This is a genomic window from Nocardiopsis sp. KDC1DS13DA1 (assembly GCF_055632325.1).
Window position 1 is genome coordinate 40,303 of the sequence record NZ_JBVMUY010000046.1, and the last position, 23,673, is coordinate 63,975.

At 73.0% G+C, this 23,673-nt stretch carries 23 protein-coding genes and 1 tRNA gene; 11 read left to right on the forward strand and 13 right to left on the reverse strand.

What is annotated here, in order from left to right; all coding sequences use genetic code 11:
* Nucleotides 1-306 precede the first annotated feature (306 nt).
* Both ACTVAJ_RS26440 and ACTVAJ_RS26445 read right to left on the reverse strand, forming a co-directional pair.
* A complete protein-coding gene (locus tag ACTVAJ_RS26440) occupies nucleotides 307-891 on the reverse strand; it encodes a hypothetical protein (protein ID WP_470390984.1) in 585 nt (194 codons plus the stop codon).
* Nucleotide 892: 1 nt separating this feature from the next.
* Nucleotides 893-1,417 (reverse strand): hypothetical protein, encoded by a 525-nt coding sequence (locus ACTVAJ_RS26445; protein WP_470390985.1) that lies wholly within the window; start codon nucleotides 1,415-1,417, stop codon nucleotides 893-895.
* A 659-nt stretch (nucleotides 1,418-2,076) separates the two neighbouring features.
* Between ACTVAJ_RS26445 and ACTVAJ_RS26450 the strand changes: the two genes are divergently transcribed.
* Nucleotides 2,077-2,247 (forward strand): hypothetical protein, encoded by a 171-nt coding sequence (locus ACTVAJ_RS26450; protein ID WP_470391094.1) that lies wholly within the window; start codon nucleotides 2,077-2,079, stop codon nucleotides 2,245-2,247.
* A 111-nt stretch (nucleotides 2,248-2,358) separates the two neighbouring features.
* Nucleotides 2,359-5,361, forward strand: coding sequence for an AfsR/SARP family transcriptional regulator (locus tag ACTVAJ_RS26455; RefSeq protein ID WP_470391090.1), 3,003 nt, complete (start codon nucleotides 2,359-2,361; stop codon nucleotides 5,359-5,361).
* A gap of 28 nt (nucleotides 5,362-5,389) precedes the next feature.
* Here ACTVAJ_RS26455 and ACTVAJ_RS26460 read toward each other — a convergent pair whose 3' ends face one another.
* Complete coding sequence (locus ACTVAJ_RS26460; RefSeq protein WP_470390986.1) at nucleotides 5,390-6,205, reverse strand: oxygenase MpaB family protein; 816 nt, start codon at nucleotides 6,203-6,205, stop codon at nucleotides 5,390-5,392.
* A gap of 581 nt (nucleotides 6,206-6,786) precedes the next feature.
* Here ACTVAJ_RS26460 and ACTVAJ_RS26465 point away from each other — a divergent pair.
* A complete protein-coding gene (locus ACTVAJ_RS26465) occupies nucleotides 6,787-7,311 on the forward strand; it encodes a lytic polysaccharide monooxygenase auxiliary activity family 9 protein (protein WP_470390987.1) in 525 nt (174 codons plus the stop codon).
* A 118-nt stretch (nucleotides 7,312-7,429) separates the two neighbouring features.
* Here the strand turns inward: ACTVAJ_RS26465 and ACTVAJ_RS26470 are convergent, their stop codons facing one another.
* Complete coding sequence (locus ACTVAJ_RS26470) at nucleotides 7,430-8,320, reverse strand: NAD(P)-dependent oxidoreductase (RefSeq protein WP_470390988.1); 891 nt, start codon at nucleotides 8,318-8,320, stop codon at nucleotides 7,430-7,432.
* A 96-nt stretch (nucleotides 8,321-8,416) separates the two neighbouring features.
* Here ACTVAJ_RS26470 and ACTVAJ_RS26475 point away from each other — a divergent pair, with 96 nt between their 5' ends.
* On the forward strand, nucleotides 8,417-8,755 hold the full coding sequence (locus tag ACTVAJ_RS26475; RefSeq protein WP_470390989.1) for a winged helix-turn-helix transcriptional regulator: 339 nt from the start codon (nucleotides 8,417-8,419) through the stop codon (nucleotides 8,753-8,755).
* A gap of 111 nt (nucleotides 8,756-8,866) precedes the next feature.
* On the opposite strand, the gene ACTVAJ_RS26480 is transcribed toward ACTVAJ_RS26475, so the two are convergent.
* From ACTVAJ_RS26480 to ACTVAJ_RS26490, 3 genes are read right to left on the reverse strand one after another with little or no spacing between them, the layout of a single operon-like run.
* The gene (locus ACTVAJ_RS26480; RefSeq protein WP_470390990.1) at nucleotides 8,867-9,526 is read right to left on the reverse strand and encodes a bifunctional 4-hydroxy-2-oxoglutarate aldolase/2-dehydro-3-deoxy-phosphogluconate aldolase; all 660 of its coding nucleotides are present in this window, start codon (nucleotides 9,524-9,526) and stop codon (nucleotides 8,867-8,869) included.
* A complete protein-coding gene (locus ACTVAJ_RS26485; RefSeq protein ID WP_470390991.1) occupies nucleotides 9,523-10,269 on the reverse strand; it encodes an IclR family transcriptional regulator in 747 nt (248 codons plus the stop codon). Before ACTVAJ_RS26485 ends, ACTVAJ_RS26480 begins: the two co-directional genes overlap by 4 nt.
* A gap of 23 nt (nucleotides 10,270-10,292) precedes the next feature.
* A complete protein-coding gene (locus ACTVAJ_RS26490) occupies nucleotides 10,293-11,240 on the reverse strand; it encodes a sugar kinase (RefSeq protein WP_470391091.1) in 948 nt (315 codons plus the stop codon).
* Nucleotides 11,241-11,455: 215 nt separating this feature from the next.
* On the opposite strand from ACTVAJ_RS26490, the gene ACTVAJ_RS26495 reads away from it, so the two are divergent.
* The 4 genes from ACTVAJ_RS26495 (at nucleotide 11,456) to ACTVAJ_RS26510 (ending at nucleotide 16,346) form a co-directional block, all read left to right on the forward strand.
* A complete protein-coding gene (locus tag ACTVAJ_RS26495; RefSeq protein ID WP_470390992.1) occupies nucleotides 11,456-12,778 on the forward strand; it encodes an amidohydrolase family protein in 1,323 nt (440 codons plus the stop codon).
* Entirely contained in the window at nucleotides 12,775-14,103 is a 1,329-nt protein-coding gene (locus ACTVAJ_RS26500; protein WP_470390993.1) for an alanine racemase, read from the forward strand. Before ACTVAJ_RS26495 ends, ACTVAJ_RS26500 begins: the two co-directional genes overlap by 4 nt.
* Before the next feature lie 43 nt (nucleotides 14,104-14,146).
* A complete protein-coding gene (locus ACTVAJ_RS26505; RefSeq protein WP_470390994.1) occupies nucleotides 14,147-14,533 on the forward strand; it encodes a RidA family protein in 387 nt (128 codons plus the stop codon).
* A 322-nt stretch (nucleotides 14,534-14,855) separates the two neighbouring features.
* Nucleotides 14,856-16,346: a sodium:solute symporter family protein gene (locus tag ACTVAJ_RS26510; protein ID WP_470390995.1), complete on the forward strand. Its 1,491-nt coding sequence runs from the start codon at nucleotides 14,856-14,858 to the stop codon at nucleotides 16,344-16,346.
* Nucleotides 16,347-16,406: 60 nt separating this feature from the next.
* Here the strand turns inward: ACTVAJ_RS26510 and ACTVAJ_RS26515 are convergent, their stop codons facing one another.
* The 4 genes from ACTVAJ_RS26515 to ACTVAJ_RS26530 are packed head-to-tail and all read right to left on the reverse strand — an operon-like array spanning nucleotide 16,407 to nucleotide 19,725.
* Nucleotides 16,407-17,585, reverse strand: coding sequence for an NAD(P)/FAD-dependent oxidoreductase (locus ACTVAJ_RS26515; RefSeq protein ID WP_470390996.1), 1,179 nt, complete (start codon nucleotides 17,583-17,585; stop codon nucleotides 16,407-16,409).
* Nucleotides 17,582-17,782 carry a ferredoxin gene (locus tag ACTVAJ_RS26520; RefSeq protein ID WP_470390997.1) on the reverse strand — a complete coding sequence of 67 codons (201 nt, stop codon included), beginning with the start codon at nucleotides 17,780-17,782 and terminating at the stop codon, nucleotides 17,582-17,584. The genes ACTVAJ_RS26515 and ACTVAJ_RS26520 overlap by 4 nt, the downstream gene beginning before the upstream one ends.
* Nucleotides 17,783-17,833: 51 nt before the next feature.
* Nucleotides 17,834-18,514 carry a TetR/AcrR family transcriptional regulator gene (locus tag ACTVAJ_RS26525; RefSeq protein WP_470390998.1) on the reverse strand — a complete coding sequence of 227 codons (681 nt, stop codon included), beginning with the start codon at nucleotides 18,512-18,514 and terminating at the stop codon, nucleotides 17,834-17,836.
* Nucleotides 18,508-19,725 (reverse strand): cytochrome P450, encoded by a 1,218-nt coding sequence (locus tag ACTVAJ_RS26530; RefSeq protein ID WP_470390999.1) that lies wholly within the window; start codon nucleotides 19,723-19,725, stop codon nucleotides 18,508-18,510. Before ACTVAJ_RS26530 ends, ACTVAJ_RS26525 begins: the two co-directional genes overlap by 7 nt.
* 124 nt (nucleotides 19,726-19,849) lie before the next feature.
* Here ACTVAJ_RS26530 and ACTVAJ_RS26535 point away from each other — a divergent pair, with 124 nt between their 5' ends.
* Nucleotides 19,850-21,298 (forward strand): MFS transporter, encoded by a 1,449-nt coding sequence (locus tag ACTVAJ_RS26535; RefSeq protein WP_470391000.1) that lies wholly within the window; start codon nucleotides 19,850-19,852, stop codon nucleotides 21,296-21,298.
* A 33-nt stretch (nucleotides 21,299-21,331) separates the two neighbouring features.
* Entirely contained in the window at nucleotides 21,332-21,802 is a 471-nt protein-coding gene (locus tag ACTVAJ_RS26540) for a YybH family protein (protein WP_470391001.1), read from the forward strand.
* A 241-nt stretch (nucleotides 21,803-22,043) separates the two neighbouring features.
* Here the strand turns inward: ACTVAJ_RS26540 and ACTVAJ_RS26545 are convergent.
* Nucleotides 22,044-22,117: transfer RNA gene (locus tag ACTVAJ_RS26545), tRNA-Pro, on the reverse strand.
* Nucleotides 22,118-22,191: 74 nt separating this feature from the next.
* On the reverse strand, nucleotides 22,192-23,112 hold the full coding sequence (locus ACTVAJ_RS26550; protein ID WP_470391002.1) for a metallophosphoesterase: 921 nt from the start codon (nucleotides 23,110-23,112) through the stop codon (nucleotides 22,192-22,194).
* A 100-nt stretch (nucleotides 23,113-23,212) separates the two neighbouring features.
* Between ACTVAJ_RS26550 and ACTVAJ_RS26555 the strand changes: the two genes are divergently transcribed.
* Nucleotides 23,213-23,665 carry a GatB/YqeY domain-containing protein gene (locus tag ACTVAJ_RS26555; protein WP_470391003.1) on the forward strand — a complete coding sequence of 151 codons (453 nt, stop codon included), beginning with the start codon at nucleotides 23,213-23,215 and terminating at the stop codon, nucleotides 23,663-23,665.
* Nucleotides 23,666-23,673 lie beyond the last annotated feature (8 nt).

Here is a 23,673-nt window from a genome sequence, read left to right on the forward strand (position 1 = left end):
CTGCCACGCACGATGATGCCCGCAGAACGGGGATCACGCCCGCCGGCCGTCGGGTGACGCGGCCACCCTCGTGACAACCGCGGCCTGCCCGCCCCCGTCCACAGCGATTCTGCCCACCCGCACGTCCGCCCCGTTCGGGCGGTACCGGGCCCGCTGCCGTGGCTTCCGCGGCGCGCCGGGCCGGGGTCGGCCCGTCTCCCGCGACGAGAGCGCGCCCGTGGGCTCCGGGGGCCGTCCCCGGTCGTCCACGGTGCGGAAGCGGCGGTACCGGCTCACACGGACGCGTCGGCGGCCTCCCCGGGCTGGTCACTCCGGAGGTGTGAGCTCGACGCCGGAGCGGGCGGCCGCCATGTCCGGGGCGCCGACCCCGAGGTCGACCGAGGCCCGCGCCGCCAGGCGGGAGCCGGATCCCCCGGTGTGGGTGAACACCAGGGACGGCCTGTCCACCCGCTCCTCGGGGACCTCGAAGACGAAGGCGCCGTGGACCGGGACCGCGGCGGGGAACTCCGTGGCGCCGTCGAGGGTGTCGCCGAACCAGAGCGACGGTGAGTAGGCGGTGCGGTCGGCCATCGTCAGTTCGGCGCTCGTGGCGGTGAGCGTCGCCTCCGCGGCCGTGACGCGTGCCCACACGACCACCCAGACCCCGTTGGCCTCGACGGGCTCGGGTGCGGGCCCGGAGGTGTCGCGCACGGTGTCGGCGATGCGGACGTCGGTGACCTCGACCGTGAAGTCGCCGGTGGTCACCGTCGAGCCGCGCCGCTCCGCCGTGTCGATCCGTCCCACGACGTCGCGTTCGGGGAGCCGGAGCCACTGGAGTCCGAGCAGCGCAGCGCCCAACGCGGCGCAGAGGGCGAACCGCAGCGGTCGGCTGTCCCGGAGGCGGGGGCGCACGTCAGCCTCCGTCCAGGCGGAGGGTCACCGAACCGGCCACCAGGGCGCCCCGGACCCAGAGCGGTGCTCCGTCGCCGCTGGCGGAGATCCGCTCCGAGCGGTGCACGGTCATGACCAGGTCGGTGGGGCCGTCGAGCTGGTCGGGGTCCTCGACGGGCAGACTGAGCACGGCCTCCTCGGGCATGTGCGGCTGGAGGCGGGTGACGGGGCCGTCCGGGTAGCGGACCAGGTGCAGTGACGGGGTGGGATCCGCGAGCTCGGTTCCTCCCGGTTCGAGGACGAAGCGCGAGGTCTGGCCGATGTGGGACACCTCCATCGGCTCCGAACCGGTGTTCTCCACCTCGACGCGGATCCGGACCTCCGGGCCGGACTCCCCCTGTGCGACACCGGCCTCCAGGGGGATGACGCGGTACCGGAGGGTGTCGAGTTCGGTGCCCGGGGGCAGGCTCGCGGTCCGGGTGTCGGCGGGTTCGGGTTCGCCGAACGCGGCCACGGCGGTGAGCGAGGCCGCCGCGAGGACGCCCACGGCCGCCACGGTCCCCACGCGCCTACGGGGGGCGGCGGGGAGGAGACGTGGCCGTCGGGGTTCGGCGGCTGACTCGTCATGGTGGACCACGAAGAGGAAGTCTATGGGCGAAGCAGGACACGTACCCTGAAACATCCGAAAAGGTTCATGACATGGGCGAGAGTTCATCCGGTACGGATATGGGGTACCCCCGTGGTGCCGTTTCGGTGACGCACGGCGCGGAAAGCACAGGGGAATGCCGTTCTTCGCCGCGGCCGGAAAAGTTCCGGTGGCGTGGGCCCGGACGCTCCGTGCGTACTTTCCTCCTGTCCGCATTCGGCCAGACGGTGGCCGGGGGCGGGAATGGGACCCAGAGTGTGTGGGACACGACGTTCCGTCAGTCGAAGCGGTGGGCGCGCGCTGAAAGCGGACTGTAAGTGGACCGGAAGAGGATGTCTGCAGTGTGGAACACGTTCGACGCGACCGGTTCCCACGAGAGGACGGCTCGTGCGTGCTGGCCGGTCCGACGTTCGTTGGACACATGCCACCCGTGGTGTGTCGCAGGCGGAACCGCCACGGGTGGCCCTCCGTCGTAGGAGGTGGAATCCCCCGTGATGCTGCGCAGACGGCGTAGGGCGACGTTACGGCTCTACACCAGTGCGGTGCGAAAAGGAGTGCGCGTGCCCAGGATGTTGACCGTTGACGAGCAGTTCGAGGCGATCCTTGCAGGTGAGGGCACTGAAGCCAAGATGAGCCCCCTGCGTGAACCCGATCCGGACCGCGGTGGTCCGGACGAGGAGCAGCCCGCGGGGAACGTCCCCTCCGAAGAGGGCGACGGGGACAACAAGTAAGGGACTGGGCGGGACCCGTCACTCCGAGTACACGTGCAGAGGGGGGTACTCGGGGTGTTCCCGCCACCGTATTCTCGTTGCGCGTGAATTCCCCTTGTAGGGTTGCCTCTTGTGGAATTCGGCGTGCTCGGCCCCATCGCCGCGTGGTCCGACGGCCGACCGCTGTCGGTCGGTGGACCGCGCCAGCGCTGTGTGCTCGGGGCGCTGCTGGTCCACCTCGGGCGTGAGGTCACGGTCGACCAGCTGGTCGCCTACCTCTGGAACGACGATCCGCCGCGCACGGCGCGTTCGGTCATCCAGGTCCAGATCCACCACCTGCGTCAACTGCTTCCCGACAGCATCTCCACGACCTCCGGCGGCTACATCCTGGACGTCGCCCCGGACACCGTCGACCTGCACCGCTTCCGCAGGCTGCGCGCGAGGGCCGCGGACGCCGGTCCCGAGGCCGCCGCGGACCTCCTCGACCAGGCGCTGGACTGCTGGCGGGGGGCTCCCTTCTCCGGCGTCGGGTCCGAGTTCCTGGACCACTCGGTGGTCGCTCCCCTGCGTGAGGAGCGGTGGTCGGCGGTCGTCGCGTGGGCGTCGTGCGCCCTCGAACTCGAACGGTACGCGGAGGTCGCGTCCCGGCTCACCCCCATGGTGAGCGAGGAGCCGTTCCGGGAACGGCTGCACCACCTGCTGATCACCGCCCTGTGGCGGGACAACGAGCGCGCCCGCGCGCTCGCCGTCTACGAGTCCTTCCGCGCCAACCTCGCGGAGGAACTCGGGGTCGACCCGGGACCGGAGCTCACCGCCCTGCACGGCAGGATCCTCCGGGACGACGCCCGGTACGGGTCGCCGGAGGAGTCCTCCGCGGTGTTCTCCGGCGGGTCCGGTGCGGAGTACGCCGTGCGCAACGACCTCCCCCGGGACCTGCCGGACTTCACCGGGCGCCGGGAGCCCCTGCGGTACCTGGACGCCCTGGCCGACGATGACGACGACCGCGCCAAGGTCTGCGTGATCACCGGAGCCGGAGGGGAGGGGAAGACGACCACCGCGGTCCGGTTCGGTTACGAGGCCGCCAAGCGCTTCCCCGACGGACAGCTGTTCATCGACCTCTACGGCTACACGGCGAACAAGGAACCGCTCGACCCCTCCTCCGCCCTCGCGGCGCTGCTGCGCGCGGTCGGGGTCCGGCCCGAGTCCGTTCCCGAGTCGCTCGACGAGCGCTCGGCGCTGTGGCGGGCGACCCTGATGGGGCGCAGGGTGCTGGTCATCCTGGACAACGCGGCCAGCTACACGCAGGTCAGTCCGCTCCTTCCGTCCGCTCCCGGCTCGCTGACCCTCGTCACGGCGCGCAATGACCTCTCCGGCCTGAGCGGTGCGCGGTTCCTCTCCCTGGGGATGTTCGACGAGGCGACCTCCCTGGAACTCCTCGAACGCGTCGTCGGCCGGGACCGCGTACGCGACGAGCCGGAGGCGGCGCGCGACATCGTCCGTATCTGCGGCGGCCTCCCCCTGGCCCTCCGCGTCCTCGCGGGCCGCATGGTGAGCCGTCCCCGCTGGTCGTTCGCGCACGTGGCCAGGCGGCTCGGGGAACGGAACCGGAAGTTTCGCGAACTGCGCGTCGAGGGGCGGAGCGTGGAGTCCGCGATCGACCTCTCCTACCAGAGCCTGGCCGCCGACCAGCGGCGCGCCTTCCTCCTGCTCGGCCTGATGATCGGGAACACGGTCGACCTCGGCGGGGCGGCGGCACTCCTGGACATGGACCTGGAGGACGCCGACGACACACTCCAGGAACTGGTCGGTGTGTGCCTGCTGAACGAGCCCAAGGGAGACGTGTACCGACTCCACGACCTGATCAGGGCCTTCTCCCTGGACCGGGCGCTCACCGGGTTCGGCGACGGGGAGGTCGAGGCCGCCAGGACCCGGCTGGCGGGGTTCTACCTGGAGACCGCACAGCACGCGGCGGAGCTCATGGGCATGCACGGCCGCGCGGACACCGGTGCGGACCAGCCCCGGCACCGCACCTACCTGTCGGGCAGGGAGGACGCCGAGAGCTGGTTCGCCCTGCACCAGGAGAACCTGACGGACACGGTCGAGTACTTCGCCTCGGGCGACAACGGTGACAGTGCCTGGCGTCTGGCCGAGTCGGTGTGGCGTTACTACGCGCTCCACGGCCACATGTCACTGCTGCTCAGCTCGCAGCAGCGGGCGTTCCAGGTCAGCGACAGGCAGGGAAACCAGCGGGGCCGGGCGGTGACGCTCATCGGCCTGGGCATCGCCCACTGCCTCTCCGGCCGGTTCGACGAATCCCTGGAGATGCTCACGGAGGCGCGGGATCTGCTGGAGGCGGTCGGGGACGCCAAGGGCATGATCCGCGCACTGGCCAACCTGGGGATGGTGTACGAGCGGCTGGGGCGGTTCGAGGACGCCAGAGCGGCGCTGGGCGGCGTCCGGGAGTACGCCGTCAGTGTCGGGGACACCAGCGTGGAGGCGTGGCAGGCGAGCAACCTGGCGATCATCCACCAGGTACTGGGGGAGTACCGGGAGGCGCTGGACTGCTGCGAGCGGGCCCTCCGCACGTCCAGCGACGAGGACAACGCCGACATGCGGGTGCGGGCCCGGATGACCATGGGCGAGGCCCTGCTCGGTCTCGGGGAGCTGGATCGGGCCCTTCGCGTGCTGGACGACGCCCTGGCGAGCGCTCGGCGGGCGCAGCTCGTGGCGAGCCAGATCTACCTCCACAACTCCCTGGGCACCGCCCACCGGGCCGCCGGCCGCTGGGACCGGGCGGTGGAGTGCCACACCGAGGCCCTGGCGCTCGGGGAGGCGTCGGGCAACCAGAGCGGGGACGCGGAGATCCGCGCCGACCTCGGCACGACCCACCACGCCGCCGGGCGGTACGAGGAGGCCGCCGTCGAGCTGGAGAGGGCGTACGCGCTCGCCGTCGAGCGCGGTGAACGCTACATCGAGGCGCGGGCCGCGCTCGCCCTCGGCCTGCTGCCCGAACCGACGATGCCCGCCGACCGTGCCCGCACGCTCCTCCGCGAGGCCGAACGGGCCTTCACCGTGATGGGGGTCCCCGAGCTGGAGCGGGCCCGCACGGCCCTGGCCGGGCTCGGCGCCGACTGAGCACACCGCCCGTGGGCGTCCCGCCCGCTCAGTGGAACGCCGCCCGGTGCCCCCGCGTCCCGCGCGGCCTGGTCCATCCCCCGTTCCTGCGCATGGACCGCAGGTAGAGCCTGCTCGGCAGCGCGCGGAGGGCGTGCGGCAGGCGCGGGTACACCGCGCGGGTCACTCGGACCACGCGGTCGAACCGCCGCTGCCGGGCCGGGGACCAGGGGATGTCGAAGCCCTCGCGCAGATCGGGGGTGAGCAGGCCCCCGGCGAGGAACCGCTGGATTGACGTGACCGGCCACCACAGCCGGTTGGCGGGCCGGAAGACCTGGCGGGACAGCCCCAGCGCCGTCTCGCCCACCTCCAGCCGTCCGACCGCCTCGGCCCAGTAGGCGTCGAACGCCTCCGGGGTGGCGGGCCACTCCTCCTCGGGCAGACCCAGGGCGGTGGCGAACACCGCGGCCTCGCGGAGGAGGACGGGGTAGTCGTCCTCGTCGATCTCGCCGACGGTCAGCTCGTACAACCGTCTCCACGTGTGGAACAGCGTGGCGGCCACCCACAGCAGGAGGTCGTGGTCGAGGGCCCGGTAGCCGGGCCCGTTCACCCGGCGGTGCAGGGCGCGGACGATCGCCTGGACGCGCGTCCGCTCCTCGTCGGTGCCGAGGGAGGTGCCGTACACGTAGTAGAGCGTGCCGCGCAGCCGGTCGAGGGGGCGTGAGGCGAAGTCGCTGTGGTCGTGCACGCCCCGGGCGACGCTCGGATGGGCGATCTGGAGCAGGATGGCGTAGGCGGCGCCGCCGAGCAGGCTGGCCTCGGAGTGGATTCTGCGCAGTGGCGACTCTTCGGACGATCGACCCATGCCTGGATCGTAGGACAGGCGCCCTCGCCGGTGGACACGGCGCGCCCGTGCGTCCGGTCCCGACGCGGCTCCGCCGCCTCGGGACCGGGTGTCGGCCGGCGTGGGCGGTGGTCACTTTACGGGACAGGAAAATATAACCCTGAGGACAGGTCTGGTCGGCGCGGGAGGAGCGCGCGCCCCATTTCCCGGATTTTGGGGTGGACCACGGCGCCCATCTGTTAAGTGTCTTTCCAGTTGAGGGTAGAAATGGTCGGCCCAGTGGCGCCAAGACCAGTGGATCCGGGGTGCCATGGGCTTCCCGTACTGGTATGGGCGGCGGTGTTCGCGCCGTTCGGGTGGATGTCTTGACGGACGGTAGGCGCATCCCTACCGTCGTCCGAAGCGGGTGGAATGGACTTTTCACGAAAAAATGGAAAACCGACGACAAAGTAGTCAGATCCGTTTCGGAGAATATTCGACTCCGTAACGGTGACCGCCCGCCCTGGGCCCGAAGGGGTCCGGGTCGTCCCGCTACGACCCCCGGTACTCCGCACCGCGCCGACCACCTCCGGGGATCGTGACCCGTCACGAAGGGTTCGCAGATGAAGATTCGCGGCAGACTCCGCTCGATCGCCGCCGTCGCCGCCGCGACGGCCATGGCCTTCACCCTGATGCCCGCGGGTGTGGCCAGCGCCCACGGCTACGTCTCCTCCCCCGCCAGCCGCCAGGCCCAGTGCGCCGCGGGGGTCGTCGAGTGCGGCAGCATCAAGTGGGAGCCGCAGAGCGTCGAGGGGCCCAAGGGCCTCTACAGCTGTTCCGGCGGCAACGCCAGGTTCGCCGAGCTCGACGACGACAACTACGGCTGGGACGTGGCCTCGACCAGCACGTACCCGACCTTCAACTGGAGGTTCACGGCGGCGCACGCGACGAGCGACTGGGTCTACTACATCGACGGCCAGGAGGTCGCCAGGTTCGACTACGGGGGCAACCGGCCGCCGTGGTCCCTGTCCCACACCGTCGACCTGTCCGACTACCGGGGCCCGCAGACGGTGCTCGCCGTGTGGAACATCGCCGACACGGCCAACGCCTTCTACTCCTGCATCGACCTCAACGTCGGCTCCGCCTGACCGGCCGGGGCCCGACCGCGTGTCCGCCCTCGCGGTGGGGCCGCCCGCTCCGGCCCCCGGCCCGGTTCCCCCCCCCCGGGCCGGGGCCCCGACACCGCACGGCCCGTACCGGCCGACGTCAGCGCTGGGCGTCGCTGAGCAGGTCGATCACGCCCGAGCCGTCCTCCTCGGCGCCGCCCTGTGCCAGGCGGAGTTCCATGAGCCGCATGTACGGCCGGAGGAGTTCGGTGCTCACACCCCGTTCCGCCGCCGTCCGCAGCAGGGTGGTGTTCCCCCTGACCTGCATGGCGAGGGTGGAGACGACGCCGGTCGTGTGGTCGCCGCTCTCCATGCGGTCGGCGGTGTCGGGGATGGCCGAGGTCATCGCGACGAGCCACTCGGAAAGGGAGGCGGAGAAGGAGCCCAGGTCCACGTCCGCGTCGCGGACCAGGGCGAGGGCGTGGGAGACCCCGGCGAACATGCCGGTCATCGCGCTGAGCAGGGCGACGTCCCGCAGGGCGGCCATCCCGGCGTCCGTACCGACGAACCGGGCCGCGAGCGGGACGGACAGGGCGCGCTCGTGCCGTTCGAAGGCCGCGCGGGAGCCGCTGTAGAGGACGTGGCCGCCCGCCTCGGGGACGGCCACCATGGGCGGGACCGCCATGATGCCGCCGCTGACGAACCGGGCGCCCCGGGCACGCGCCCACTCCGCGCGGTCGCGTGCCTCCTCGGGGGTGCCCGTGGTGATGTCGACCAGGTCCTTCCCGGCCAGGTCGGCGTCGGCGAGCGCGGCTCCCACGGAGGCGTCGTCCAACAGGACGGTGACCACCAGGTCACTCGCGGCGACGGCCTCCGCGGCCGTCGCCGCGACGTCGGCGCCCGCCTCGGCGAGCGGTTCGGCCCTGGCGGCGGTGCGGTTCCAGACGGTCACGCGGTGCCCGGCGGCGAGCCAGGCGCGGGCGAGGGCGGTGCCCATGGCGCCGAGGCCGAGCAGGGAGACACGGGGCTTTTCGAGGGTGTGTTCGGTCATGTCGACTAGGCTCCTCGCGAGCCCCGGGCCCCACAAGTACGTACCTCGAAGTGGGTGCTTACCCCGGGGTGAGCGTGCAGGTGGAGGAGGGGGAGCATGCGCGGTCCGCGCAGGCCCGGCGCGTACGAGTGCGGTCTCGACGCCGCGATGGACGTGATCGGGGGCAAGTGGAAGGTCGTCGTCATCTGGGCGCTGGAGGGGCGGCCGCGCCGGTTCGGGGAGCTGCGCCGCATGATCGGCGGCGTCACGGAGAAGGTGCTCGCCGCCCACCTGCGCGAGCTGGAGGACGACGGCATCGTGCGCCGTGAGGACTTCGGTGAGGTCCCGCCGCGTGTGGAGTACTCGCTGACCCCGGTGGGGGTCTCCCTCAGCGCGGCGCTGGGGCCGCTCGGGGCCTGGGGGGACGAGCACGTCCGCGGCGTCGCTCCCCGCTGAACGGACGGGACGGAACGGTGACGGGGGCGGTTCGGCGGCTGGACGGGGCGCACCGCCGCCCGGAACCGCCGAGCGGCGGCGGACCGTGGCGGCCGCCTTTGCCGGACACGCCTACCGGGACAGGACACCGACCAGGTCGGGCAGGCCGCCGCCCGCGGCCAGGGACCGGCCCACGCCCACCCCGAGGGCGCCCGCGCGCAGGTAACCGGGCGCGCTCGCCGCGTCGACGCCCCCCGTGGCCACCACGCGCAGCTCCGGGAACGGTCCGCGCAGGGCCGGGATCCAGGCCGGACCCAGGAGGTGCGCGGGGAACGCCTTGACCGCGGTGACCCCGAGCCGCACCGCCTGACCGGCCTCGGTCGGTGTGGCCACCCCCGGCAGGAACGGGACCCCCAGCCGGTCCGCCTCGGCGACGGTGTCGGCGTCCAGGCCCGGCGCCACCCCGAACCCCGCGCCCGCATCGACCGCCCGGCGGAGTCGGCCGGGGGTGGTGAGGGTTCCGGCGCCGACGTCGAAGCGCCCCTCGGCGGCCCGGACGACCGCCTCCAGCGCGGGCAGCCCCTCCTCGCGCTCCAGGGTGACCTCGACCAGCCGCACACCGGCCCGCCAGGCCTCCCGCGCGGCGGCGGCCGCCTCGTCGGGGGAGGCCCCCCGCAGGATCAGCATGAGGGGGACCGGGGACAGCCCGTCGGCGAAGTAGTCGGCCCAGGCGGCGACCGGGCGGTGCGGCGCCCCGCCGCCCGGGGCCGTGGTGGCGTACGTGCTGGTCATGGCTGACTCCAACCCAGTTCCTCGCTGATGTCGCGTGCGGTGGCGGTGAGGTCTCCGGTGAGGGCGAGCAGGCCCGGCCGGTCGAGGACCATGCTGGGCGCCGAGATCGAGATCGCCGCCGCCACCCTCCCGGACGCGTCCAGGACCGGCGCGGCGACGCAGTGGACGAACTCCTCGTGCTCGAAGTCGTCGAGAGCCCATCCGCGCTCCGCGGTCAGGGCGAGTTCCTCGTCCAGCGCCGCCCGGTCCGTGCGGGTGTTGGGCGTGCACCGGGCGAACGGCGGGTCGCCGAGCAGGGTGTCGCGCTCGCGCTCCGGCAGCAGGGAGAGGATCGCCTTGCCGATACCGGTGGCGTGCAGCGGGGCGAGCGCGCCGATGTGGGAGTACATGCGCACGGCGTGGCGCGACTCGACCTTGTCCAGGTACACCACGCGGTCGCCCTCCAACGCGCCCAGGTGGATGGTCTGGCCGCAGGCGGCGCCCAGGTCCCGCAGGTGCCGGGCGGCCAGGCCGCGCACGTCGAAGCCCTCCAGCGCGGCGGCGGCGAGGGTGGCCATCCGCGGCCCCAACTGGTACCTGCCGTCGTCGGTACGGCGCACGAACCGCTGCTCCTCCAGCGTGCGCAGCAGGCGGAGCGAGGTCGTGCGGTGCACGTCCAGGCGGCGGCCGAGATCGCTGATGGTGGTCGGTCCGTCGGCCAGCTCCACCAGGATGCGCATGGCGCGTTCGACGCTGTTGGACACCGCTGGTCCTCCCCCTCGGTTCGTCACTGCGGGCGCGGCCCCAGGTCAGGGCCGGAGCCAGTCTGGCAGGCGGCGGGGACCCGCGGCGGCGCGGGCGGAATGTCCCCGTGGATCCCCAGGACGACCCCGGCCAGCCGGGCGCCCTCGGCCAGGCAGTCCGGGATCGGGGCCCCGTCCAGCAACCGGGTGAGGACCCCGGCGGCGAAGGCGTCACCGGCGCCGACCGGTTCGACGACCTCGACCCTGGGCGCCGCCTGGAACCAGGACCGCCCGCCGCGTACGGCGGTGGCCCCCTCAGCGCCCTGCTTGACGACGATCAGGTCGGGGGCGCGCGGTCCGGTTCCCCGCAGGAGGTCGCACAGCTCCGGCACGTCGGCCACCCCCCAGAGCGACTGGGCCTCGTCGACTCCGCAGAAGACGACGTCGGCGCGTCGGGCCAGGTCGAGCAGGGTTGTGGCGTTGCGGGCGCCGTGCAGCGCGGGCCGGTAGTTCACGTCGAAGCTGCGCAGGGTGCTTCCGGGGGCGCGGTCCAGCAGCTCCTCGACCAGGCCGTGCGCGGACGCGGACAGGGCCGCGGTGATCCCCGAGGTGTGGACCAGGCGGGGGCGCAGCCGCCAGACCTCGGCGGCGTCCTCCCGGCCGAGGGCGGAGGCGGCCGATCCGCGGCGCCAGTAGCGCACGCGGGTGCCGTCGGGGGTCGGCTCCTTCATGTACAGGCCGGTGGGGCGTTCGCGGTCGGTGCGCACGGCGCAGCGCACCCCCGCCGCGCCGAGGCGGTCGCGGATCCGCTGCCCGAAGGGGTCGTCGCCCAGGGCGCTGCGCCAGGCCACCGGCCGTCCCGAGCGGGCCAGGTGCACGGCGACGTTCGACTCGGCTCCGCCGACCTCCGCGCGGAACACCGGCGCGGTGTCCGCGGCCGGCCCGGCGGCGGCGTGCCCGTCGGGGACCAGCAGCGCCATCGTCTCGCCCACGCACACGGCGTCCACGGGGCCGGGGCCCCCGTCCCGGGGTACGAGGACGGAGTCCGCCCCGCTCCCGGCCCGTTGCGGCTCGTTCACCCACGACCTCCCGTTCGTCATCCGCGTCACACGGGGTGTTGACCTGCGGCACAACCGAATGCTATTCCTGGCGATGGGAAATACGCAACAGTGCTGCATATAGCGCAGCATCAAAGGAGATGGTTGGTGTGTGGGACCTGTTGCTGCGGGGCGGCCGCGTCATCGACCCCGCGTCGGGGCGTGACGGGAGCGCCGACGTCGCGGTGCGCTCGGGTCGGATCGCCGCCGTCGCCACGGGGCTCCCCGGGGACCGGGCGGCGCTGACCGTCGACGTGTCCGGCCGGCTGGTCCTGCCGGGTCTGGTCGACGCGCACACGCACGTGTGGCACGGTGCCACCTACTGGGGGCTCGACCCCGAACCCCTGGCCTGGCGCACGGGTGTGACGACCTGGGTCGACGCCGGGTCCGCCGGCGCCTACGCGATGGAGGGGCTGCGCCGCGCCGTCGCCGACCCCTCGCCGCTGCGGGTGCACGCGCTGATCAACGTCTCCGGGCTCGGGCTGGTCGGCCGTACCGGGGAACACCACGTACTGGAGAACCTCGACGTGGACGCCGCCGAGGCGGTCGCCGCCCAGCACGGTGACCTGGTCCGCGGCGTCAAGGCGCGCATCGACCGCCACACCGTCGGCGAGCACGGTCTGGAACCGCTGCGCCGGGCCGCCGCACTCGCCCGGCGGCTGGAGCGTCCGCTCATGGTGCACATCGGCTACGGGCCGCCCGACCTCACCGACATCGCGCCCCTCCTCGCCGAGGGCGACATCCTCACCCACTGTGCCACGGGCGTGGCCACCGACCTGGTCGACGACGGCCGGCCCACGGACGCCTTCCTCCGTCTGCGCGACTCCGGGGTGCTGTTCGACCTGGGGCACGGCTCGGGCGCCTTCGCCTTCGACGTCCTCGAAGCCGAACTGGCCGCCGGAATCGAACCGATCGTCTCCACCGACCTGCACATCCGGTCCGTCCACGGTCCCGCCTTCGACCTGCCGACCGTGATGGGCAAGGCGCTGGCCGCCGGAATGGGCCTCGTCGAGACGGTCGCGGCCGCGACCGTGCGGCCCGCCCGCGCCCTGGGGATCGACGCCGGGACGCTGGAGGTCGGGGCACGGGCCGACATCGCCGTCTTCGCGTCCGAGCACGGTCGCTTCCCCACCGTCGACGTGCACGGGGGCGTCCGCGAGTCCCCCCTCCGCCTGACCAACACCGCCACCTACGCCGCGGGACGCCTCCTGCCGCCGCACGCCGCCGCCCCGCCACCGGTGTGGGTCCCCCTCAGCACGGCGCAGCGGCGCGCCGAGGACGACCGGTGTGACCGCGTCCGGACCTCCGTCCGGCACCTGGACCGGCCCGAGGACTTCGAGGAGCCCTTCCCCCGCCCGGGCCGGACAGGGGAAGAACACCCGGAGCGGGCCACCGGCCCCGAGGAGACGACCGCCGCGGAGGGGACGCGATGACCGGCACCGCACCCGAACACGCGGGACGCGACACCGCCCCGTCCCCGATCGCCGGAACGGGCCTGCCCGCCGCGCCGCTGGCCGCCCTGGACACCGCGCCGGTCGAGGCGCGCTCCCTGCCGACCAGCCCCACCACGGCCGCCGAGGTCCGCGCGGCCGGACTCCGGCTGAGCGACCTGTGGCTGCCCGCCGTCACGCTCGACGAGGCCGCGCTGCGGCACAACCTGGACCGGTTCGCCCGCTGGTGCGCCGAACGCGGCGCCGACCTCGCGCCGCACGGCAAGACCACCATGTCACCGCACCTGTGGTCGGCTCAGCTGGAACGGGGCGCCTGGGGGCTGACCGCGGCCACCGTCGCCCAGGCCCGCGTCATGCGGGCGCACGGGGCCCGTCGCGTGCTGATCGCCAACGAGGTCGTGGAGGAGGGGCAGCTCGCCTGGGTCGCCGCCGCACTGGACGACCCGGACTTCGAGGTCCTGTGCCTGGTGGACTCCGCGGCGGGCGCGCGGATCATGGAGCGCGCCCTGGCCGGGGCCGCCCGCCCGCTGCCGGTGCTCGTGGAACTGGGGGTCGAGGGCCGACGCACCGGGGTCCGGAACCTGGACGACGCCCTGGGCCTGGCCCGGACGGTCGCCGCCAGCCCCGCGCTCGCGCTGGCCGGGGTCGAGGCCTTCGAGGGCGTGTTCCCGCAGCGCAGGGACGACGGCTCACCCGAGCTGGTGCGCCGGTGGCTGGACATCCTGCCCGAGTTCGCGCGGCGTGCCGACACCGAGGGCCTGTTCGCCGGGGTGGCCGAGGTGATCATCACCGCGGGTGGCAGCAGCTACCCCGACCTGGTCGCCGACGCGCTGTCGGAACCGCCCGAGCTCTCGCGGCCGGTCCGGCGGATCATCCGTTCCGGCTGCTACGTGGCCCACGACGACCTGTTCATGGAGCGCGCCTCGCCGCTGCGCTCGGCGGCCGCGGACGACCCGCTGCGCCCCGCGCTCACCTGCCACGCGCGGGTGCTCTCCCGGCCCGAACCCGGCCGCGCCCTGCTGGGCGTCGGCAAACGGGACGTGTCCTTCGACATCGACCTCCCCGTCCCCCGCGCCCTCCTGCGCGGTGAACGGCGGATCCCGCTCGACGGCGCGACGCGTGTCGTCGCGCTCAACGACCACCACGCGTTCCTCGACGTCACCGGAACCGGACCCGACACTCCCGAGGTCGGGGACGTCGTCGAACTGGGGCTGTCCCACGCGTGCACGGTGTTCGACAAGTGGCCGCTGATCCCGGTGCTCGACGACGACCACCGGGTCGTGGACGCTGTCCGCACCCTGTTCTGACCGTGCCGGACATCCGGCGCATCGCACACCAGAGGAGAAGAACATGGCCAGCAAGAAGCAGATCGTCACCGCCCCGGACGCCGCGCCCCCCGGAGGGCCGTACTCCCAGGCGGTCATCGCCGGCGACTTCGTCCACCTCGCGGGCGCCACCCCGCACCGCGCCGACCGCTCACTGGTGGACGGCCCCTTCGAGGAGCAGGCCCGCGCGACCTTCGACAACCTCGCCACCGTCGCCGAGGCCGCCGGGTCGAGCCTGGCCGACGCCGTCCAGGCGAGGGTCTACCTGCGCGACCTCGACGACTTCCAGGCGATGAACACGATCTTCGCCGAGTACTTCGGGGACGAACCCCCGGTACGCACCACCATCCAGGCGGACCTTCCCGGATTCCTCATCGAGGTCGACGCGGTGCTGTACAAGCCCGCGCGGTAGGCAGCGTCTTCTCCGGGCCTCCGCCGCGCTTCGGCCCGGGCTCGGGCGCCGGGGAGGCGGGGATGCCGCCCGCCCGTCGCCCGACACCGCCCTCAACGGACGCCTGACGGCGCGGTGCCCACGCGAAGCACCCCGCCGACGCCCCAACGGTGACCCCCACGGGTGACCGTTCCGGGAGGCGGAGCCGCGAGCTCTCCCGGCGCCTCCACCCCGCCTCGGTCCGCCCGGCGCGCACGCACCGGGCGGACCCCACCCTCCGCACACGCTCCGGACCCCGTGTGGTCACCGAGCGTCATTCCCCCGTGACTTTTGGATGTGTGTCATGATCGAATCCCATATGGGCTATCTGGTGGCCCTGCTCGCCGCGGTGCTGCTCATGCTCGGTATCAGCTGGTGGGTGGCCCGCCGCACCAGCAGCGGCGAGGACTTCCTACTCGCCGGACGCAAGCTCAGCACCCCGCTCGTGATGGGCAGCACCCTGGCCACGCTCGTCGGTACCGGATCGAGCCTCGGCGCGGTGGGCTTCGCCTACCAGAACGGCTGGGCGGGTGCGCTGTACGGGATCGGCGGCGCCCTCGGCGTGTTCCTGCTCCTGTGGCTCTTCTCGGACGTGCGCGAACACGGCTTCATGACCTTCGCCGAGGAGATGAGCTACTACTACGGTGCCAGCCGCGCGGTGAAGGGCGTGGTCGCCGTCCTGCTGTTCCTGGCCTCCGTGGGGTGGCTGGGCGCGCACATCATGGGCGGGGCGATGTACCTGTCCTTCCTCACCGGCATGGACGGGAACCTGGCCAAGGTGGTCATCGCCCTCGGCTTCGGCCTGTACACCGTGGTGGGCGGCTACCTGGCGGTGGTCATCACCGACGCCATCCAGGGCACCATCCTCTTCCTCGGGTTCACCATCCTCGCCGTGCTGGCCCTGGTGACCGTCGGGGGGTTCGACGGGCTCCGCGGGGGAACGACCGACGAGGCGGCCTCCCTGTTGGGGGTCGAGGCCCTCGGACCGCTGCCCGCGGTGTCGCTGGCGCTGGTCATCGCCGTCGGCGTGCTGGCCACCCCGTCCTACCGCCAGCGGATCTACTCCGCGGTCGACGTGCGGACCGTGCGCCGCAGCTTCCTGCTGGCCGGGGTGCTGTTCGCCGCCTTCTCCGTCCTCCCGGCGGTCGCGGGGATGTCGGCGCACGCCCTCGCGCCCGGCCTGGAGAACCCGGACATGGCCTTCCCGTACCTGGCCACGACCCTCTTCCCGCTCTGGGTGGGCGCGTTCCTGCTGGTCGCGGGCCTGTCGGCGACGATGTCCTCGGGTGACTCCGACGCCATCGTGGGTGTCACCATCCTCATGCGCGACGTCTCCCAGGTGGTCACGGGGAAGCTGCCGAAGGCGGAGCGGCTGGTGGCCTACTCGCGGTGGGCCCTGGCGGCGGTACTCGTCCTCGCCCTGGTGTTCGCACTGTTGGCCACGACGATCATCGGCTACATCACCATGATGATCTCCACCGTGCTCACCGGTCTGCTGGTGGCGGCGCTCCTGGGCAAGTTCTGGCCGCGCGCCACCTGGCAGGGCGGTATCGCCGCGATGGCGGGCGGTTCGGCGGCGGCCCTGGTCGTGAACAACGTGGCGTCCTACACCGAGTTCTGGGGCAACGCGGTCCTGCCGTCGCTGGCGGTCGCCCTGGTGTCGGGTGTCGCGGTCAGCCTGGTCACCCCGCGCACGCGGATCACCCGGGAGGAGGCGCTGCGCCGTCTCGCCGAGGAACGCGCGACGCTGGACGTCGGGACCCGGGTCCACGGCGGCGAGGCCGCTGAGAGGTAGCAGGGCTGGGGAGGGCCCCGTTCGCCGACTCCGCGGACGGGGCCCCGCCCGTCCGCGCCCTCAGCCGTCCGGAGCGGCGTACGCGGCCTCGATCTCGCGCCGCCGCAGCCGGGCCTGCCTGGCCATGTTCCACCCCAGCACACCGACGGCGCGGCCGTCCTGCTCGTACCGGACGACGAAACGCCGCCCCCCGCCGTCCTCGACCACCCGTGCCCGGGCGCCCGCCGACGGCAGGCCGTGGATCTGGATCCTCGCGTCGTACTGGTCGCTCCACAGGTACGGGACGGGCGTGTAGGGCCGGTCGTCGCCGAGGATCGCTCCGGCGACCGCGCCGGCCTGCGCGACGGCGTTGGTCCGGTTCTCCAACCGCAGTGTGCGTCCCAGGCCGACGTGGTACCAGCGGGCGACGTCGCCCACCGCGTAGACGCCCTCGGCTGCCCGGCAGCGCGAGTCGCAGACCAGGCCGTCACCGATGTCCAGGCCGCTGTCGGCCAGCCACCCGGTGTCCGGTTCGGCGCCGATGGCCACCAGGACCGCGTCGGCGGGGAGCACCCCGCCTCCGTCCAACCGGACGCCGGTGACCCGACCGTCCTCGGCGGCCACCCCGGCCACCGCCGTGCCCGGGCGCAGCCGGACCCCGTGTTCGGCGTGCGTGCGGGCCAGCCGTTCGGCGACGAGCGGTCCCAGCTGGGCCTCCATCGGCGTCCGCTGGGGGCCGACCACGGTGACGTCGAGCCCGAGCGTACGGGCGGTCGCCGCGGTCTCCGCGCCGAGCACACCGTCGCCGACGACCACCAGTCGTTCGGCGCGTGCCAGGTGGTCGCGCACACCCACGGCCTGGTCGACGGTGCGCAGGACGTGCACCCCCTCCACCCCGTCCTGCCCGGGCAGGCGCCGCGGCCGCGCGCCCGTGGCGACCACGATCGCGTCGGCGGCGAACGCGCGCCCGGAGGCGGACTTCACGGTGCGCGTGAGCGGGTCCAGGGCGACGGCCGGGTCGCCGAGCACCCACTCGGCGTCCAGCGCCGCCAGGTCCTCGGGCGCGCGAAGCCGGGTACGCCCGGGCTCCCACTCCCCGGCCAGGACCTTCTTGGACAGCGGAGGACGGTCGTAGGGCGGGTGGGACTCGGCGCCGACGACCGTCACGGCGCCCTCGTAGCCCCGGCGGCGCAGCGCCTCCACCGCGGCCAGTCCGGCGGCGGAGGCGCCGACCACGAGCACCTCGGAGGGAGCGGTCATACCGACTCGTCCAGGTGGATCGCCGCAGCGGGACACACCTGCGCGGACTCGCGTACGGCGGGGTGGAGGGACTCCTCCGGCGCCGCGTCCAACAGGACCACGATGCCGTCCTCGTCGCGCTGGTCGAACACCTCGGGCGCGATCAGGACGCACTGCCCCGCGCCGCAGCACCTCTCCTCGTCGACGGTGATCCTCACGGTCGTTCCTCCTTTCGGTTCTCGGTGTGCGGGGACGTGGAGCGGGGGGCGTCAGGTGCCCCGCGCGGAGGTCCCCGGTGGTCGGCTGACGGGGGCCAGGGCCAGGCCCAGCAGGGCGTCGACCAGTCCCGTGGCGGTGTCCTCCCAGGACGAACGGAGGGTGGACGCGCCCCTGGCGAGCTGGAACTCCCGATCCGCGCAGGTGTTGAGGATGAGGTGCCGGAGCATCTCACCGCGCTCGCGGCGGATCTCCTCGGGCAGGTCCGGTGCGCACGAACCGAGTCCGTGCAGGACCTCGCGGAGCGACGGGGCCGACAGCGCCTCGTCGACCATGATCCGGCGGAATCCGGGGTCGGCCATCACCTGCACGCTGAAACGGGCGAACCAGGTGGGTGTGCCGAGACCCGCCAGATGGCCGGTCACCGGGTGGACCAGGCACGCGATCCAGTCCCGGGGGTCGTCGGATCCGCGGACGGCCCCGACCATCCGTACCCGCCGCTCCTCGATCGGGCCGGTGTGCCTGAGGATGATCGCGCGGACGAGGCCGGCCTTGGTGCCGAAGTGGTAGCCGACCGCGGTGTTGTTGCCCTGTCCGGCCGCCTCGCTGACCTGCCGGTTGGAGACCGCGACCAGCCCCTCCTCGGCGAAGAGCCGCTCGGCGGCGTTCAGCAGGGCCTCGCGGGTCGCCTCGGTGCGGTCGCTCCGCGGTGCGGTGGGAGGCACGGTCACCACCTCACCGGGACGGTCCTGAGACCGCCGACGGCCAGGCCGTCGACCCGCTCCAGCTCCTCGGCGGGAACGGCCAGTTCGAGGGTGGGGAGCCGGTCGAGCAGGACCGAGAGCACGACCTGGAGTTCGGTGCGGGCGAGCGCCTGTCCCAGGCACGAGTGGGCGCCGGCGCCGAAGGCCAGGTGCGGGTTGGGAGTGCGGTCGAGCACCATCTCGTCCGCGTCGGTGAACGCCTCCTCGTCCCGGTTGGCCGCGGCCATGCTGCACATCACCGTGGTGCCCGCGGGGACCACGGCACCGCCGATCTCGAAGTCCTCGGTGATGAACCGGGGAAGCCCGATACCGGAGTTGGCGTCGAAGCGGAGCGACTCCTCCACGGTCGACCGGATGAGGGAGCGGTCGGCCAGGACCCGTTCCCACCGGCTCCGGTCGGACAGCAGCATCGCGACCATCTTGCCGATCATGTTCGCGGTGGTCTCGTGTCCGGCGACGAGCAGCCCCATGCCGGTGCCGATCAGCTCGGTGTCGCCCAGTGTCCCGCCGTCCGCGGCGGTTCCGGTGATCAGGGCGCTGAGGAGGTCGTCGCCCGGGTTCTCACGCCTGGTCCGGATGTGGTCCGCCATGTACGCGTGGAACTCCCGCTGGGCGGCGACGATCTCCTCCTCCGGGTAGCGGGTCAGGTTGAGGAGGGTGTCGGACCAGTAGGAGAACCGGTCGCGGTCGGACTCGGGGACGCCCAGCAGGTCGCAGATCACCCAGACGGGGAGCGGGAAGCCCAGGTCCGCCTTGAGATCGGCGGGCTGTCCCTTGGCGACCATCTCGTCGAGGAGCCGCTCGGCCGTCTCCTGGATGCCGGGGCGCAGCGCCGCCATGCGCCTGGCGGTGAACCACCTGCCGACCATGCCGCGCCAGCGCTGGTGCTCCTCGCCGCTGTCGGGGACGGAGGCGGCCATGTCGCTGTTGAAGACACCGCCGGACTCGTTGGCCGCGATGCGCGCGGCGCCCTCACCGGTCAGCCGCCGGGTGAACCGGGGGTCGGACAGCACCTGCCGGACGTCCTCGTAGCGCGTGACCAGGGTGGCCCCGTCGCCGCTGGGCAGCGACACGTGCGCGACCGGGCACCCGGTGCGCAGGTCGGCCCACTCGGCGGGGGGTTCGAGGGCGGCGGGGGCGGGGATCGGGTACGCGAGCGTCCGCTCCGGTTCGGGCGTCATGGTCTTCCTCACTCTTCGCGTGCCGGAATGCACGTCCAGTGAATCCCGGGGGATATCTTAAGTCAAGCGACTGACTTAAGATTTGCCGAGTCGTTGACCCGTTCGTCGTCAGGAAGGTCCGACCATGTCCCAGACCGCACGGGCGGTCGGTGCGGCGCCCGCGCCGGCGGAGGCGCCCGTTCCGTCGAAGGCCACCGCCGTCATCGCCGTCCTGGCGTTCGCGGGGATCACCGTCTCGCTCATGCAGACCGTGATCATTCCGATCGTGCCGTTGCTCCCGGGGCTGCTGGGGACCTCCGCCTCCCAGGCCGCCTGGGCGGTCACCGCGACACTGCTCGCGGGGGCCGTGGCGACCCCGGTGGCCGGTCGTCTCGGCGACATGTACGGGAAACGCCGGATGCTGCTGGTCAGCCTGTGCGTGCTGGTGGTGGGTTCGCTCCTCGCGGCCCTGAGTACGAGCCTGGTGCCCATGGTGGCCGCCCGAGCCCTCCAGGGGCTGGCCGCCGGTGTGATCCCGCTGGGCATCAGCATCATGCGCGACACCGTGCCCGCGGAACGGCTCGGCTCGGCGACCGCGGCGATGAGCGCCTCCCTGGGAGTGGGCGGGGCGCTGGGGCTGCCCGCGGCGGCCCTGCTGGCCGAGAACGCCGACTGGCACGCGCTGTTCTGGTCCGCGGCCGGCGTCGGTGTGCTCTCCGCGGTGCTGGTGGCGTTGGTCGTCCCGGAGTCGCCGGTACGCGGCGGCGGCCGGTTCGACCTGGTGGGCGCCCTCGGCCTGTCGGCGGCGCTGGTGTGCCTGCTGCTGGGCATCTCCAAGGGCGCGGACTGGGGTTGGGGCAGCGGTACCGTCCTGGGGCTGTTCGCCGCGGCGCTGGCCGTCCTGCTGGTGTGGGGTGTGTGGGAGTTGCGCGTGCCGCGACCGCTCGTGGACCTCAGGACCACGGTGCGGCCGCAGGTGCTGGCCACCAACGCCACGTCCGTCGTGTTCGGCTTCTCGATGTTCGCGATGTCCCTCGTGCTTCCGCAGATCCTGCAACTCCCGTCGGCCACCGGGTACGGCCTGGGTCAGGGGCTGTTCACCGTGGGACTGGTGATGGCGCCCTCCGGGCTGGTCATGATGGCCATGGCGCCCGTCTCCTCGCGCGTCTCCCGGACCGCCGGGCCCAGGACGACCCTCATGGCGGGCGCCGTCGTCGTGGCGGCCGGATACGGACTGGGGACGGTCCTGATGTCCTCGCCGTGGCAGCTCGTGGCGGTGTCCAGCGTGATCGGGGCGGGTATCGGCCTGGCCTACGGCGCGATGCCGGCGCTGATCATGGCGGCGGTGCCGGTGTCCCAGACAGCGGCGGCCAACAGCCTCAACACCCTGATGCGCTCGGTCGGCACGTCCGTGTCGAGCGCCGTGGCCGGTGTGGTCCTGGCCCAGATGACCACACCGTTCGCGGGGGCGCAGGTGCCGAGCCAGGAGGCGTTCCGCACGGTGATGGTGATCGGGGGAGCCGCGGCGGTGGCGGCGCTGGCCGCGGCGGCGTTCATTCCGCGGCACCGGCGCGCGGCCGGAGAGGACGGTTGACCTCAATTCAAGTTGAGGTATCAGGATGGGGCCGTGAACGAACGTGACACACGCGAGATCGAGAGCCTGCTGGCCGCCCACACCCGGCTGTGGATCGACCACGACATGGACGCCTGGGGCGCGTACTTCACCGAGGACGCGGACTTCGTGACGCACCGCGGACTCTGGTGGAGGTCGCGCCGGGAGAACGTCGAGGGACACAAGGACGTCCCCGACTCCGTGCTCGGACAGAAGCCGGACTACTCCCAGGAGGTCGTCAGTGTCCAGGAGGTCGCACCAAACGTGGCGCTCGTCCACACCCTGTGGACGTGGCCGGGCCACCGGCTCCCGAACGGCGGTGAACCGGAGGACCGGCGCGGGGTGATCACCTACGTGCTGGTGCGGCGCGGGACCGGATGGCGGATCCGCGCCGCGCACAACACCAGGGTGAACGGCCTGGAGGACTTCGGACCGGACCGGGGCGCACGGGGCGGGGTCGTGAGCCGTCCCCTCCCGGGCCTGTGACCCGCAGCCGGTCCCCGCGCCCGGTCCCGGCGGCCTCAGGCGTCGGGGCGGCCCGCGCACTCGCTGGATCCGCCGGGACGGACGCGCACCGGACGGTTGGCGCGCCCCCCGGCCCGCTCCCACCGAGCTCTGGGAAGCTCAGGCCACGTCCCGACTCCGTGTGCACTGCATGCGCACCGGACACCGGAAGTCGCGCACAACAAAGAACGGGTGCCCACCTGCGTGGACACCCGTTCCTCCGTCGGGGTGGCGGGATTTGAACCCACGACCTCTTCGTCCCGAACGAAGCGCGCTGCCAAGCTGCGCTACACCCCGAAGCAACGTCCCCAAGTCTAGCGGACGTGTGGAGTGCTCGCGCACATCTTTTCCGGCCCCGACCGCGGGGCGGATCAGTCCGCCGCGACCAGGTCCAGCAGCGACGCCTCCGGGCGGCAGCAGAACCGCACCGGAGCGTACGGGGACGTGCCCAGGCCGCCGGACACGTGCAGCCACGCGTCGTCGTACCGGTGCAGGCCCCACGCGCGGCGCCGGTCGATCCCGCAGTTCGTGACGAGCGTTCCGTAGAAGGGCAGGCACAGCTGGCCGCCGTGGGTGTGGCCCGCGAGCAGCAACTGGTACCCGTCGGCGGCGAACCGGCTCAGGTTGGCCGGCTCCGGCGAGTGCAGCAGCCCCACCCGCACGTCCGCGTGCGGGTCCGCCGGGCCGGCGACTTCCTCGTACCGGTCCAGCCCGATGTGCGAGTCGTGCACACCCGCCAGCGCCACGTCCAGACCGCCCGCCTTGAGCGCCCCCCGGTGGTTGTTCAGGTCCAACCAGCCCGACGCCGACATCGCCGCGCCCAGTTCACGCCAGGGCAGGTCCGGTGTCCGGCGCTTCTTGTAGTCGGCCCGACTCGTCCGCCACAGGTACCGCGCCGGGTTCTTCAGCCGCGGCGAGTACATGTCGTTCGACCCGAACACGAACGCCCCCGGCCGGTCCAGGAGCGGCCCCAGGGCGTCGACGAACGGTCCCACGGCGTCCGGGTGCGCCAGCGAGTCACCCGTGTTGACCACCAGGTCCGGCTCGTGGTCCGCCAGGCCCCGGATCCACTCGACGAGCATCCTCCGGCCGGGCGTCAGGTGTGCGTCGGACAGGTGCAGGATCCGCAGCCGGTCACTCCCCGGCGGCAGCAGCGGCAGTTCGTACCTCCGCAACCGGAACCAGTTGCGCTCGATCACCGAGGCGTAGCCCAGGCCCGCCACACCGATCGCTCCCGTCACGGCTGCAGCGCGCCCGATCCGGCGCAGAGCCCGCCCGCTGTCCGTTCCCATCGGTTCTCCTTCGTTGGTCGACTCGATCGTCTCAGACGCGCCGTGCGCGTGTTCACACATCGTTGGTTGGGCCGCGGGCCCCCGCCGTAGGATCGGTGCCATGTCCGAACTCAAAGACCGCCTCAAGAACGACCTGACCACCGCCATCAAGGCGCGTGACACGGTCCGCACCGCCACTCTGCGCATGGTCATCGCCGCGATCTCGACCGAGGAGGCCGCAGGGTCGACCCAGCGCTCCCTCGACGACGACGAGATCATCAAGCTCCTCACCCGCGAGGCGAAGAAGCGCAAGGAGGCCGCGGAGGCGTTCGACAAGGGCGGACGGGCCGAGCAGGCCGCCGCGGAGCGGGCCGAGAGCGAGGTCATCTCCGACTACCTGCCCGCACAGCTCTCCGACGAGGAGCTCTCCCAGCTGGTCTCCGCCGCCATCGCCGAGACCGGAGCCGAGGGGCCGCGCGCGATGGGCCAGGTCATGAAGGCGGTCAACCCCCGCATCGCCGGTCGGGCCGAGGGTTCCCGGGTGGCCGCCGAGGTCAAACGCCAGCTGGCCTGAGTCCGGGG

What these genes read in the sequence shown, in the direction of transcription:
- ACTVAJ_RS26500 (WP_470390993.1), top strand. Translation starts at nt 12,775, where the DNA reads ATGACCGGCACCGCACCCGAACACGCGGGACGCGACACCGCCCCGTCC.
- ACTVAJ_RS26470 (WP_470390988.1), bottom strand. Translation starts at nt 8,320, where the DNA reads ATGACCGAACACACCCTCGAAAAGCCCCGTGTCTCCCTGCTCGGCCTC.
- ACTVAJ_RS26530 (WP_470390999.1), bottom strand. Translation starts at nt 19,725, where the DNA reads ATGACGCCCGAACCGGAGCGGACGCTCGCGTACCCGATCCCCGCCCCC.
- ACTVAJ_RS26460 (WP_470390986.1), bottom strand. Translation starts at nt 6,205, where the DNA reads ATGGGTCGATCGTCCGAAGAGTCGCCACTGCGCAGAATCCACTCCGAG.
- ACTVAJ_RS26480 (WP_470390990.1), bottom strand. Translation starts at nt 9,526, where the DNA reads ATGACCAGCACGTACGCCACCACGGCCCCGGGCGGCGGGGCGCCGCAC.
- ACTVAJ_RS26510 (WP_470390995.1), top strand. Translation starts at nt 14,856, where the DNA reads ATGATCGAATCCCATATGGGCTATCTGGTGGCCCTGCTCGCCGCGGTG.
- ACTVAJ_RS26515 (WP_470390996.1), bottom strand. Translation starts at nt 17,585, where the DNA reads ATGACCGCTCCCTCCGAGGTGCTCGTGGTCGGCGCCTCCGCCGCCGGA.
- ACTVAJ_RS26550 (WP_470391002.1), bottom strand. Translation starts at nt 23,112, where the DNA reads ATGGGAACGGACAGCGGGCGGGCTCTGCGCCGGATCGGGCGCGCTGCA.
- ACTVAJ_RS26535 (WP_470391000.1), top strand. Translation starts at nt 19,850, where the DNA reads ATGTCCCAGACCGCACGGGCGGTCGGTGCGGCGCCCGCGCCGGCGGAG.
- ACTVAJ_RS26555 (WP_470391003.1), top strand. Translation starts at nt 23,213, where the DNA reads ATGTCCGAACTCAAAGACCGCCTCAAGAACGACCTGACCACCGCCATC.
- ACTVAJ_RS26475 (WP_470390989.1), top strand. Translation starts at nt 8,417, where the DNA reads ATGCGCGGTCCGCGCAGGCCCGGCGCGTACGAGTGCGGTCTCGACGCC.
- ACTVAJ_RS26505 (WP_470390994.1), top strand. Translation starts at nt 14,147, where the DNA reads ATGGCCAGCAAGAAGCAGATCGTCACCGCCCCGGACGCCGCGCCCCCC.
- ACTVAJ_RS26465 (WP_470390987.1), top strand. Translation starts at nt 6,787, where the DNA reads ATGAAGATTCGCGGCAGACTCCGCTCGATCGCCGCCGTCGCCGCCGCG.